At 66.4% G+C, this 11857-nt stretch carries 9 protein-coding genes and 1 pseudogene; 4 read left to right on the top strand and 6 right to left on the bottom strand.

The window, feature by feature from the left end:
• Positions 1-37: 37 nt before the first annotated feature.
• On the bottom strand, positions 38-670 hold the full coding sequence (locus tag GWK61_RS22120; RefSeq protein WP_194910963.1) for a GntR family transcriptional regulator: 633 nt from the start codon (positions 668-670) through the stop codon (positions 38-40).
• Positions 671-729: 59 nt separating this feature from the next.
• Here GWK61_RS22120 and GWK61_RS22115 point away from each other — a divergent pair, with 59 nt between their 5' ends.
• The 3 genes and pseudogenes from GWK61_RS22115 (at position 730) to GWK61_RS22105 (ending at position 4969) form a co-directional block, all read left to right on the top strand.
• Positions 730-1104, top strand: coding sequence for an L-rhamnose mutarotase (locus GWK61_RS22115; RefSeq protein WP_194910962.1), 375 nt, complete (start codon positions 730-732; stop codon positions 1102-1104).
• 221 nt (positions 1105-1325) lie between these two features.
• Positions 1326-3590, top strand: a complete 2265-nt coding sequence (locus GWK61_RS22110) for a carbohydrate-binding protein (RefSeq protein WP_228562729.1) — start codon at positions 1326-1328, stop codon at positions 3588-3590.
• Between the two features lie 149 nt (positions 3591-3739).
• Positions 3740-4969: pseudogene (locus GWK61_RS22105) on the top strand (alpha-hydroxy acid oxidase).
• 341 nt (positions 4970-5310) lie between these two features.
• On the opposite strand, the gene GWK61_RS22100 reads toward GWK61_RS22105, so the two are convergent.
• The 4 genes from GWK61_RS22100 to GWK61_RS22085 form a co-directional block, all read right to left on the bottom strand.
• Positions 5311-5958, bottom strand: a complete 648-nt coding sequence (locus GWK61_RS22100) for a GntR family transcriptional regulator (RefSeq protein ID WP_194910960.1) — start codon at positions 5956-5958, stop codon at positions 5311-5313.
• 416 nt (positions 5959-6374) lie between these two features.
• Complete coding sequence (locus tag GWK61_RS22095; protein ID WP_194910959.1) at positions 6375-6515, bottom strand: hypothetical protein; 141 nt, start codon at positions 6513-6515, stop codon at positions 6375-6377.
• 61 nt (positions 6516-6576) lie between these two features.
• Positions 6577-6876, bottom strand: coding sequence for a transposase (locus GWK61_RS22090; RefSeq protein WP_194910958.1), 300 nt, complete (start codon positions 6874-6876; stop codon positions 6577-6579).
• 156 nt (positions 6877-7032) lie between these two features.
• The gene (locus GWK61_RS22085; protein WP_228562728.1) at positions 7033-7692 is read right to left on the bottom strand and encodes a hypothetical protein; all 660 of its coding nucleotides are present in this window, start codon (positions 7690-7692) and stop codon (positions 7033-7035) included.
• A gap of 682 nt (positions 7693-8374) precedes the next feature.
• Between GWK61_RS22085 and GWK61_RS22080 the strand changes: the two genes are divergently transcribed.
• Entirely contained in the window at positions 8375-9268 is an 894-nt protein-coding gene (locus GWK61_RS22080; protein WP_194910957.1) for an SGNH/GDSL hydrolase family protein, read from the top strand.
• A gap of 533 nt (positions 9269-9801) precedes the next feature.
• On the opposite strand, the gene GWK61_RS22075 is transcribed toward GWK61_RS22080, so the two are convergent.
• Positions 9802-10887 (bottom strand): hypothetical protein, encoded by a 1086-nt coding sequence (locus tag GWK61_RS22075; RefSeq protein ID WP_194910955.1) that lies wholly within the window; start codon positions 10885-10887, stop codon positions 9802-9804.
• Positions 10888-11857: the final 970 nt, after the last annotated feature.

Here is an 11857-nt window from a genome sequence, read left to right as displayed (position 1 = left end):
GGCCCCCGACCTGTGTCAACGCGTCGTTTCCGGGCCCTCATGACAGCGCGCCGGAGGCGTGGGCGTGGAACGCCGCGCCCGCGACCTCCGGATCGCCGGCCTCCAGGGCGGCGATCAGGTCGCCGTGCCATTGGACCAGCTTGGACCGGTCCCCGGAGAAGGCGGGATCGCTGATCGCGTGCTGGCTGATCAGCAGTGGCTCCAACGTGTCCCAGACTCGTCCGAGCACCGCCCCGTCGGCGATCACCATGACACGGTGGTGGAAACGCATGTCCAGGCAGCGGAACTCGGCCCACTCCCCCGCAGCGACGGCCTGGCCCATGAGCGCCACGATCTCCCGGAGCTCGGCCAGGTCCCCGGGGGTCAGGTGCTCGACCGCGGCGCGGGCGCCGATGCCCTCCAACGCCGCGCGCAGCTGCCTGGCGATGCCGAAGTCCTCCTCGGAGAGCTCGGTGACGTGGCTGCCGCGGCGCGGCTCGGAGGTCACCAGGCCGGCGTGCGCGAGTCGGCGCACCGCGTCCCGGACCGGCGCCTGACTGATGCTGAGGCTGCGGGCGATCTCGGACTCGACGACCCGGGACCCCGGCGGGCGGGACCCGTCGAGGATGGCCGCGCGGATCAAGTCGTAGACGCGGTCCGAGAGCAGTTGCTTGGAGATCTCTGGGGGCATACTGGACTCCTGTTTAAATCGATAATCGACAACCCTATCCGCTCAAAGGGGAAGCCCCTATGCCTGATCCACGAGACGACCGGTCGGAGACCCTCGCGTGGCGCACGCGCCTGCTGCCGGGGATGGAACAGGAGTACACCCGGGTCCACCGCCGCATCCCGGAGCCGGTCGCGGACGCCCTCCGCGCGGCGGGCGTCGTACGGTGGCGGATCTGGCGCGACGGGATCACGTTGTTCCACGCGATCGAGACCACCGACGGGATGGCGGAGATGGGCCGGCGGATGGCACTGCGCGGGGCCGTGGACCCGGAGTGGGACGAGCTCATCGCCACGATGGTCGACGCCGCCGAGGGGAGTTACGGCTCGTTGCCGCTGGTCTGGGGCATGGACGCGCGACGGCAGTTCGACGGCGGCTCGACGGCGGGGAGTGATTGACGGTGCTCCGCGGCGGGCGCTATCTTGCACGCTAATCGATTACCGATTGGAGTCCAATGTCGCACCGCTCGCACCGATCCAGATCCCGGGGCGCCGTTCTGGCCGCCGCGGCCGTCCTGTTCCCGCTCGGCTCAGGCCTCGCCGGGTTTGCCCACGCTGCGGCAGGCCCGCACGGACACACGTACTACGTCGCTCCCTGGGGCCTGGCCCATTCCCCGGGGATGCCCTTCACGACGATCGGGCAGTGCTCGGCCGTGATGGGCCCGGGTGACACCTGCGTCATCGAGTCCGGCACCTACCACGAGACGATCGCCCCCGCCCGCAGCGGGACCGCCGCCGCGCCGATCACGTACACGGCCGCGCCCGGCGCGCAGGTCGTGGTCGACGGCGCCGATCCCGTAACCGGATGGAGCGCAGTCTCCGGCACCGACCTGACCGCTCTGGAAGGCCGGGACTCGTTCCTGGCCGGCTCGGCGTTCGCCGGCGCGGTCGCGACGGGCCAGGTCTACCAGTCCCAGGTCGCGGTCGATCCGAGCCTGAGCGGCAACCAGGTGTTCTGGAACGGCCAGGCGCAGGTCGAGGCCCAGTGGCCTTACCCGGGGACCGACCCGAGCGTCCCGGTGATGGCCTCCGCCCAGTCCGGCACCACCGACAGCCTCTCCGACTCCGCCCTGACGCAGCCCTCCGGCTTCTGGAACGGGGCACTGCTGACCGCGCACAACTGGTTCGTCAGCGAGACGGGCACGGTCACGAACTCGCAGGTCGGCAGCATCACCGCCGCGGGCCTGCCGTCCTGCGTCGGGCTGAGCCCGAACCAGAGCACGAACTACTCCCTCAGCGGTAAGCTCGAACTGCTCGGGCAGCCGGGCGAATGGTTCTACCAGAGCTCCAGCCACACTCTGTACTTCGACTCCCCCAACGGCTCGAAGCCGTCGGATACCTCCGTGGAGGTGAAGCAGCGCGCCGTCGCGATCGACCTCAGCGGCCGCTCGAACATCTCCGTCGTGGACCTGGGAATCCGGGGCGCCACCGCCCGGACCTCCGCCGGCTCGATCGGCGATGTCCTGAACGGACTGGTCGCCCACGACATCTCCTCGGACCGGCAGCTGAATCCCGACCCGAACATGGTGACCGCGCCCGACGGCTGCGCCGTGCTGACCGCGGGCGAGACCACGTCCGGCATCCTGCTGCAGGGCAGCGGGAACGTGATCAGCAACAGCCTGATCGACGGCAGCACCGGCAACGGGGTGGCGATGTCCGGCAGCGGCAACACGGTGACGAACACCACGATCCTGCACGTGGACACCCTGGGCAGCTACGCGGCGGGCATCAACGTGCTGGGCTCGCACCAAACCATCACCCACAACACGATCGAGGGCTCCGGCCGCAGCGATATCAACATCGACAACAAGGTCGCCGGAAGCACTGCGGCGGGCCACGACATCTCCTACAACGACTTGTCTGGCTACGGCAACCTGGTGGTCGACGGCGGCGCGGTCTACGTGTGCTGCTCAGTGAACCTGGCGGGAACCGTGATCCACCACAACCAGCTGCACGACCCGTCGCCGTTCGCGCGGTCGGCGCCGGCCCCGGGCGTCTACCTCGACAACAGCACCTACAACGCGACCGTGTACGACAACGCCGCCTGGAACCGCACCACCTACGGCGCCGTCCTGATCAACCCCAACGGACAGAGCACCTCGGGCAACCGGATCTACAACAACACCTCCGGCACGGATACCAACGTCGCCAGCACCTTCGGCGGCACCTTCTCCGACACCGATATCATCAACAACATCGGCGTCACGGGAGCCGATCCGGGAATCACGAATTCGAACAACTTCACCCCGGTCAGCGCCGCACAGTTCACCAACCCCGCTGCGGACGACTTCACGCTCACAGCGGGCTCACCGGCCCGCAACGCCGGAGTGGTCTGGGCGCCGGCGACGAACGGCTTCACCGACCCCGCACCGAGCCTGGGCGCTTATCAGTACGGCGCACCGAAGTGGGTCGGCGGCGCCTCGCGAGTCGGCGAGCAGGTCCAGGCTGAGGCGTTCACCTCCAGCAGCGGCATCAGCCCGCATGCCGCCGGCACGGGCACCGTCATCGGCAGCTTCGACGGCGGCGACTGGGTCGGCTACGACAACGTCGACTTCGGCACCGATGCGAACCTGTTCACCGCCTTCGCCGGAGTCGACGACCCCTACGCGAACAAGGGGATCGAGATCCATCTCGACTCCGTCACCGGCCCGCTGATCGGCGTGCTCTACCCTGCGGGCACAGGCGGTTTCGACACTCTGTCCCTCCAGTCGACGTCGATCACCCCGACGAGTGGAACCCACAGCGTCTACCTGGTCGCCCCGGGATCGCAGCCCGGGTTCGGCAACATCGACTACTTCGCGTTCACGCACGCGGGCTCGCAGCCCCCGACCGCCGGCTCGGCAACCGGCGCGCTTCAGCCCCCGGGGACCACGTCGGCACCGTAGTGGCCAGGCCGCTCCCCCGGCCCGCCCGCGGATAGGAGGCATCGAATTCGAGCGCGTCGACGTGCCGGCCGGGTCTTCGACCCGGCCGGCACTCCTCACTTCCTCGCAGAACCACCCGCACCCGGCTACCACCGCCCCGGAGTCCTCCCATGGTCCAGCGCCAGTTCCCGAAACCGGACGAGATCTTCGCCCTGATCGAGTTCATGAAGCCGGAGCGGGACGCGAGGAAACGTCGGCTGGGCGCGGCCCTGACGATCCACGACCTGCGGGCCGCCGCCAAACGCCGCACGCCGAAGGCGGTGTTCGACTACACCGACGGTGCGGCCGAGTATGAGCTGTCCCTCGCCCGCGCACGCCAGGCGTTCGAGGACGTGGAGTTCCACCCCGGCATCCTCAGGGACGTTTCGCATGTGGACACCACGACGCAGGTTCTGGGCGGGGTGTCGGCGTTGCCGTTCGGAATCGCACCGACTGGTTTCACTCGGTTGATGCAGACCGAGGGCGAACGCGCCGGCGCGGCGGGCATCCCGTTCACACTCTCGACGCTGGGCACGACGTCGATCGAGGATGTCAAGGCGGCGAACCCAGCGGGGCGGAAGTGGTTCCAGCTCTACGTTATGCGGGAGCGGGAATTCTCCTACAGCCTGACCCGCCGGGCGGCGCAGGCCGGTTACGACACCCTGTTCTTCACGGTCGACTCTCCGGTCGCCGGTGCGCGTTTGAGGGACAAGCGCAACGGGTTCTCGATTCCGCCCCAGCTGGGCCTGGGCACGGTCCTGAACGCGATCCCGCGCCCCTGGTGGTGGTGGGACTTCCTGAGCAGGCCGAAGCTGGAGTTCGCGTCGCTGTCCTCCACAGGCGGCACTGTCGGCGAACTACTCGACGCCGCGATGGACCCGTCCATCGGCTACGAGGACCTGCGGATCATCCGCGAGATGTGGCCGGGCAAGATCGTCGTCAAGGGCGTGCAGACCGTCGCGGACTCCATGAGGCTCGCCAACCTCGGCGTGGACGGCATTTTGCTCTCCACCCACGGCGGCCACCAGCTGGACCGGGCACCTGTCCCGTTCTACCTGCTCCCGGAGGTGGTGCGCGAGGTCGGGAAGGACGTCGAGGTGCTAGTCGACACCGGCATCATGACCGGCGCCGACATCGTGGCCTCGATCGCGCTCGGCGCGAAGTTCACCCTCATCGGCCGCGCCTAGCTGTACGTGCTGACGGCCGGGGGCCGCGCAGGTGTGGACCATGCCATCGCGATCCTCACCTCGGAGGTCGTGCGCACCATGAAGTTGCTCGGCGTCCACACCATCGATGAGCTCGAAGCCAGGCATGTCACGCAGCTACGCCGCCTCCTGCCAATCCCACAAGACGCGGACTGAGTTGCTACCTCAAATGCTGGTAGTAGGCCGCGCAGATCGGTCAAGGCGGCCCGGATCTTCCGCCCGAACCCGGCGCCCGGGCGTCCGACGTCAAGGTCGTCACGCACCCAGGCATGCTCGAACAGCACCTGGTGACACGGGTCAGGGATCAGGCAGCCGCGCCAAGCCTCGCAGCGCTGGCGCTCGGCGTTCGGCGTTCGGCGTTCGGCGTTCGGCAGCCCCACCGAGTCAACGACGAGTTCGCGACTTCGCAGCAGGCTCTCTTCGAAGAGCACACGTCACGGTCATCACGACCGGCGTCGCATCGAGCCACCCCTAACCAGGCCCTGTGCAAGCGGCGATCAGGTACCCTCGCCGCCGGAGGCGTGGCGGTGGAAAGCCGCAGCCGCCCGGCCCTTGTTCCCGCTGGCCAAGGCCTCGACCAAAGCCTGGTGACTCTCTGCCATCTCTGTCCAGCTACCGGTGAAACCCGGGTCGCCGACCACACGCAGGCTCAGCAGACTCGACTCCATCACGGCCCACAACCGCGGCAGATAACTGTTGCCGCCCAGTTCGATCACCGCGCGGTGGAAGGCCATGTCATGGCTGCGGAACGCCGCGAGGTCGGTCTCGCGCGCGGCACTACGCATTCCCTCCACCAGTTCTTCAAGCGTCCGTCGCGCTTCAGCGTCGAAGTTCTCGACTGCGTCGCGTGCCGCGCTCTCCTCAAGCAGCGCACGTACCTCACGGGCATCCTGCGCCTCGGCCTCGGAGATCTTTGCGACGTAGCTTCCGCGCCGAGGTACTGCGGTGACCAGCCCCTCGAAGGCGAGCCGTTTGATGGCCTCACGCACCGGCGCCTGGCTGACCCCCAGTTGCCGAGCGATCTCGGACTCGACAATCCGGGCCCCCGGCTGCAGCGAGCCGTCCAAGATCATGCCTCGCACCATGGCGTAGACCTGGTCAGACAGCAGCGTTTTGGGCAGCGCCTCGGTGAAGTTGGCCGACACTGTACTCCTCCCTATTCATCGACTAACGATATCGAGTAGTACACGAAAGGTCTGTACCACATCGTCAGTCCAGATCAATCGATAGACGATTATACGTGCCACGCTGGCCCGCCGACTCGGAAACAGACGCCTGCATGGCCCTGCACCACCGAGGCGGAAGCCAGATCAGCCCCGCCAATCCTGCAACCGCAGCTCATGCGCCCTGTGATGATCTTCGTCTTCGCCATCGAAGATCCACCATGTTGAATCGACTGGTCAGGGTACTGGTGTGGCAGGGTTCGTGGGTTCTCGTGCTGGTCGGGGCTGGCGTCTTCGGCGTAGATCATCCGTCAGCGGCCGACTTCGCGGCTCGTCGGGACGAGTAGTGCCCGCAGCAGGTTGGTGGCGCGGGCGGAGTCGGTGCGGAGCTTCGGATGTCAACGCCGCATGTCGCCGGATGTGAGCAGGGCCGTGATCTCGGTGATTGTGTCCGGGGACTTCTTGAAGTAACGACGCAGGTTCTCCGGCTTACGGTGCCGGGACTCGGCCATCACCAGCGGCAGCGACGCGCCAGGCAAGATGGGCCCCGGTGCCCCGTCAGCTGATAGGCGATAGGTCCAGGTCCCCGGTAGCGGCGGTTCAGCGGTTCGTCTCGCGCGCAAAAAACTGGGTGGCCTTGCGCAGAATCTCCTTCTCCTCCTCCAACACCCGCACCCGGCGGCGCAGCACCGCCAACTCGGTCCGCTCGGCCGCATCCAGCCCGCCGGCAGCCGCCGACACCCGGTGCTTCTCGGCCGCCACCACCCAGTTGCGCAACGTCTCCGGAACCAGGCCCAGCTCACGAGCCACATCAGCGACCCTGCGCGGCGGGATCGAGTCCAACACCAGCTTCACAGCGTCATCCCGGAACTCCGGGGAGTACTTCGATAGCCGTCCCATACGCGTCATTCACCTCTCCAAGCGGATCCACCTCGGATCCAAGTATCAAGGTGTCTACAACTCGGGGGTCAGCCCACTGCTCCACCGTGGCGTCGCGGGGGTCCCAGGGACTCACCAACTGCTAAGAGGATCCACCGGCACCTCCTCCCCCTGGCCTCAGCTCCAGTCGAAAGTCAGCAGCGCGAGCCGGTCAACGGGTTCGAAGAACAGCAGAATCGAGTCGGCGCCGCTGCGCCGGTAGTGCCAGCCCGGCACCGACGCCACGAATCGGAACGGATTCCCGGCCGGGCTCACCGGCCACGCGATCTGGTCGTCGTACTCGATATCGAACAGATCGGGCTGAACCCAATTGCCGTGCGCATCCGCCTCGCCACCGAGCTGCTCCAGGAAGGCCACAGCATCAGCCCCGTCGAACCGCGGAGAGCCGTCCTCCCGGCGCATGAGCAGGATGCCGTCACGGCGGAAGGCGTCCCGGTGCGCCAGGTAACTGCGTTCCTCGGTCTCGCAGTGCTCGTGGAGCTGCATACGGAACCCGGGCCATGGATCGGGCAGTTCCTCGGGCGTTGTCGCCCGCGCAAAGTAGCGCCAGTCGCCGAGCAGACGGTAGCGGTCGTCCTCCATCGAGAACCCGAGCCAGTTGGGTTTCTGCAGGGGCGAGTGGAAGGTTTCCGTGTGGTCGCCGAGGTAGCCCTCGGTCGGCTCCAACGGGCTCACCACGTGGATCCATCCATGCCAGGCCGGATCCACCCCGGCGAGATCGATCGAGATCAACGGGTGCAAATGCCTCGCCAGTTCGGCCTGGTCGGCGACGAACACCTCCGCGGGCCCGGGGTAGACCCGCAACCCCGCCCCGGCCGTCATGACGTCTTCCTGCACCGTGAACCTCCACCGCTGTCCTCCCGGTGATCGGCCGAGGCCGCCGGGCATGTATATCGATCGAGGGACAGTCAACCTTCCCCGTCGGACACTCGTCGGGTCAGCAGTCACGACCATCACAAGTCGCAGCAGTCCCACGGCCCATCGAATTGCGACATAGGTGCGCCAACCTGCTTGGCACCACCTGTGACTACTGGAGCACGCCTCAACCCCGCAGGTCAGTAAGGCTTGGATCTTCAAGAATCTGCCGCAGCTCCTTGCGGGGGATCCGCAGAATGGACGCCGCGTCCTCGACGGCACCGAACTCAACCACTTCGAATGCTGCCAAACTTCGCCCGATGATGGGCTCGGCCGGGGACTGTCGCATCCGGCCATTTGGGTGAACCCGCGACCGCCTCCGACACGTCGGGCGTACTGATTCCGATTTTCATGATCGAATTCGATTCGCTCAGCGCAGCCTGCACCGAGGGACCAGGTCTGTTTTCGTGGGAGGAACACGTATGTCCAAGCCGATTTCTCGGAGCCGGCGCAGGGCGCTCCGGCTGGGCCCGACTGCGCTCGCCGCCGCCGTGTTTCCTGCCAGCGCGTTCGCTGCCGCTGCTGAGACCCCCAACCCAGGTATGTGGCGATCGGGGATTCTTATGCCGCCGGTGTCGGGGTGTTCCCGCCGGTCCCGGGCGACGAGAGCTGCGTTCGCTCAGGGGCCGACTACGCGCACCTGCTCGCGTGGCGGGAGGCGTGGGACCTGACCGACACCACGTGCAGCGGCGCAACGCTCATCAAGGGCGTGTGGCCCGGAACCGGATCCCCGGGCCGGGGAGGGTTCTGGGAGTCCGCCGACCCCGGCAAGATCCCGGCGATGATCGACGAGGTCACACCGGAGACCAAGTACATGACGTTCCAGATGGGCGGCAACGACAGCGGGCTGAGCATCACCTTCATCGACTGTGCCAACGACCAGACCGGCGTGCCGAACCCGGGCAACGACACTCACCCCTGCCAGGACCGGCACAACGCCGGCAACCCCCGCTACCCGATCGACTTCGGCGTGATGAGCGGCGCCATCAAGAGCGCCCTGGTTGAGATCCACGACAGGGCCACGAAGGCCAAGGTGCTGGTCCTGGGCTACCCGGCGATCCTGCCCGAAGACAGCACCGCGTGCGCCGACAACGAGAACCCAAAGCCCCGCGACACCGGCGTCGGCCCGGTCACCCAGGCCGACATCACCTGGCTGCGCGACCAGCTCAAGCAGATGAACACCTCCATCAAGAACACCGCCGAAGCTCTCGCCGCCGCCGACCCGAGCTTCCAGGTGGCCTACACCGACACCTACTCACCGTTCGAAGGCCACGACGCCTGCCAGACCAGAGGCAAGCGGGTCTTCGGCGTCGACGCCCCGATCTACCTCCCAGACGACCTCGCACGCTGGGCCGCAGGACACCCCAACGCCATCGGCCACTACCAGATCGCCGGACTCCTCCAGCAAACCTTCCCCACCGCCTTCCCCCAGTCCTAGAACGAGCTGAACCCGAGCCGCGGCCCCGGAAGCTGATCTGCATTCAGAGCTCCGGGGCCGACTCTTATACGCGGCTACTGGTTCACCCTGACCACGCCCGAACCCAATGACGGTTCCAGCCCACGCCCGCCGGCACCACGACCGCACTCGTCTGGCGCGCTCCGCGTGACGCTACGTCTCATTACGATCTACGACTGCCTGGTTCGTTGAGACAGGACACTTCTGAACAGGCAGCTCACTTTGATAGCGCTCTTGATGCCGAATATCGAGGCAAAGTGCCACCTGTCGCGTCACGTCGCAAGTTCTGCTGTGCGCTTTCGCGATAGATGGCACTGCCGCGAGCCTGTGACCTCGCTGAGAGCCTCGAACCTTTCACGGCGCTTGGCACCGATCTTTCAACGTCCTTGGCACCGAGCGGTCGACCAACGCGGCTGCCGTTAACGAGACCCGAACGAGCCACAAGGTAAGGCTTCCGCCCAGTCAAGCGGTGTATGCGTTCTGCGCTGGGGCGCCCTGCGCCGGGGCAGCGTGCGTCAAATCTGGATCCGCACCGTGTCACCCTGGCCGTCGATCATCACGATGCCGCTGATCACGAAGTCGTCCGGGTCGTCGGCGTTGGTCAGACGCAGCGCGTAAGAGGTCTGGAACTCCGTGCCGGCCGCCTCCCCGGGCTGGATCTCCACGTCGACATGTGCGGGCTGCCCTTCATCGACGGTGATCTCCCTCGTGTCAGGCGTGATCTGCACCAGCCCGAATCCATCCGGGTTCAGGTAGCCGCCGGCCGCTTCCATGAGGATGGTGTCGGTCAGTTCGATGGGCGGGCCGGGCTCATCACCCCGGTTCTCGTCTCGGATCAGCTCTATGGTTTCTTCGACGAGGTTGCGCACATGTGCGATCAGGCTGAGGTTGCCGTCCTGGCCCGGTGTGAGCAGTTCCGCCTTCAGGCGCGGGTCCTTGGAGGCGTACACCTTGTGTTTCGTCCCCTTCCGCCCGAAGGCACCGTTGGCGGTGATGGCCGCGCCGGGCGCCAGCGGTACCTCGATCTTATTGAGCATGGCTGAGGTCTCCGTGACCCCGTAGGACGTCCTGGTCACGACAAGCAGTCCAGATTCCTGCCCGTCCTCGTCGGTGAAGTAGTGACGGCCCTGCCCGCTGAACCGGGAAACACTCGCCGGCCAGGAGTCGCGCGACACGATCAGGCCAGAGGCCTTGGTCGTGGTCCCGAAGGGGGGCATAGGATGTCGCTGCCTGTGCAGACGAGCGAGAATTCTCCTGACCAATCCCATGTCCTGGTGCACGGCGAACGTGGCCGACCCGCCGTATCCTGATCCTGCGAGCGGCTCCGCCCGCATCTTGACCTTCTTGCCAACGAGCACTGGTGTTTGGTCGACAACCGTGCGGATGTTTGCGGAATCGCACCAGTGCAGCAGGGCCGTGCGGACCGAACGGTCGAGCGCCGAGGGGTCACCAGCCGCCGGGCGTGCTTTGGCGGCGTTGGCGGCGTCATCGAGAGCCTTTGCCTTCGACACCACACGCCTTTTTTGCTCCAGGAGATGAGCTTTAGCAGCGGCCTGCTTGGCGGGGTCGAAAAGGCGTGGGTCGTCGGGATCCGGTGTCATCGCTGGGCCCGGCGGACGAGAAAGCTCTCCGTGGCGAGTAGCGCACGTCTCCGCTGTATTCTCATGTCCTTAGCATCGAGCTGCCGTCCAGTGCACGCAATCCGGGGGTCCCCCGCACCCGCCGCCGATCAGGCTGTGGGAGCCGGACTTCCAGTCGCAGCCCACAGGCCGCGGCCATAAGAACGCCCAGGTCAAGGCTGTTCGCAAAGGGTTCCCCTTCCGGACGCCAGCACGCAAGAGCGGCGTCCGTACCTTGGTACCTCGCATGCTCCGAACGGCACGAAAGCTCTACTTTGTGGCTCGTTCGGGTCTCATTAGCGGCAGGCCAACGCAATCCGTGCTACCTACATCGATGACGCCGCTCGCCACGGCGTCATTCGTCTGGCGATGCCTGCACGACATGGCCGCAAGGCGTAAACGTCATAGTCCACATCTCGAACTTGGGCCGTATCTGCCGTTCGCTCGCGATGCCCTGGTCGCAGACAGGACACTCAGGGGGCGCGGCGTCACGCATCCTCCGAGCTTCTGTGAATTCATCCCAAAGCCTTCGAAACTCGCCACGAGGAAGGTGGTTGATCGTCATGGGGTCAGCGGAACACGAGCCGTCGCTGACGTCGACTAAGCGGCATCACATCGCGCCCGTGTGGACGATCTCCGTCCCACGCATCTACGTGCCAACCACCGAGAAACGACGCCGCCTATCGCGAAAGCACACATCTGCTCGGTGAGGGCGCCGTAGTGCACGGACAGCAAGGATCGAACGCATACTCTGCATATCTGCTTGAGTGCAGTTGGCTCGTGGTGCAGATGATGTGGAGTGACTTCGCGGGTCAGGCTGTGAGTTGGTATTGCTGCTGGTAGCGGGCTGTGTGGTTACGTTGGTGTTCTTGCTTGACGTGGTAGCGCCAGTAGTCCTCGAAGTCTCCGTTGGAGATCAGGGCCCGGAGTTTGAGGACGGCTTCGGCGCCGG

It is taken from the genome of Catenulispora rubra (genome assembly GCF_015356825.1).
In the GTDB taxonomy this organism is placed as follows: domain Bacteria; phylum Actinomycetota; class Actinomycetes; order Streptomycetales; family Catenulisporaceae; genus Catenulispora; species Catenulispora rubra.
This window is presented reverse-complemented; position numbering and strand designations above follow the sequence as displayed.

Coding starts and splice junctions, on each gene's coding strand:
- GWK61_RS22120 (WP_194910963.1), bottom strand. CDS start 670: ATGCCCCCAGAGATCTCCAAGCAACTGCTCTCGGACCGCGTCTACGAC.
- GWK61_RS22115 (WP_194910962.1), top strand. CDS start 730: ATGCCTGATCCACGAGACGACCGGTCGGAGACCCTCGCGTGGCGCACG.
- GWK61_RS22110 (WP_228562729.1), top strand. CDS start 1,326: ATGCCCTTCACGACGATCGGGCAGTGCTCGGCCGTGATGGGCCCGGGT.
- GWK61_RS22090 (WP_194910958.1), bottom strand. CDS start 6,876: ATGGGACGGCTATCGAAGTACTCCCCGGAGTTCCGGGATGACGCTGTG.
- GWK61_RS22075 (WP_194910955.1), bottom strand. CDS start 10,887: ATGACACCGGATCCCGACGACCCACGCCTTTTCGACCCCGCCAAGCAG.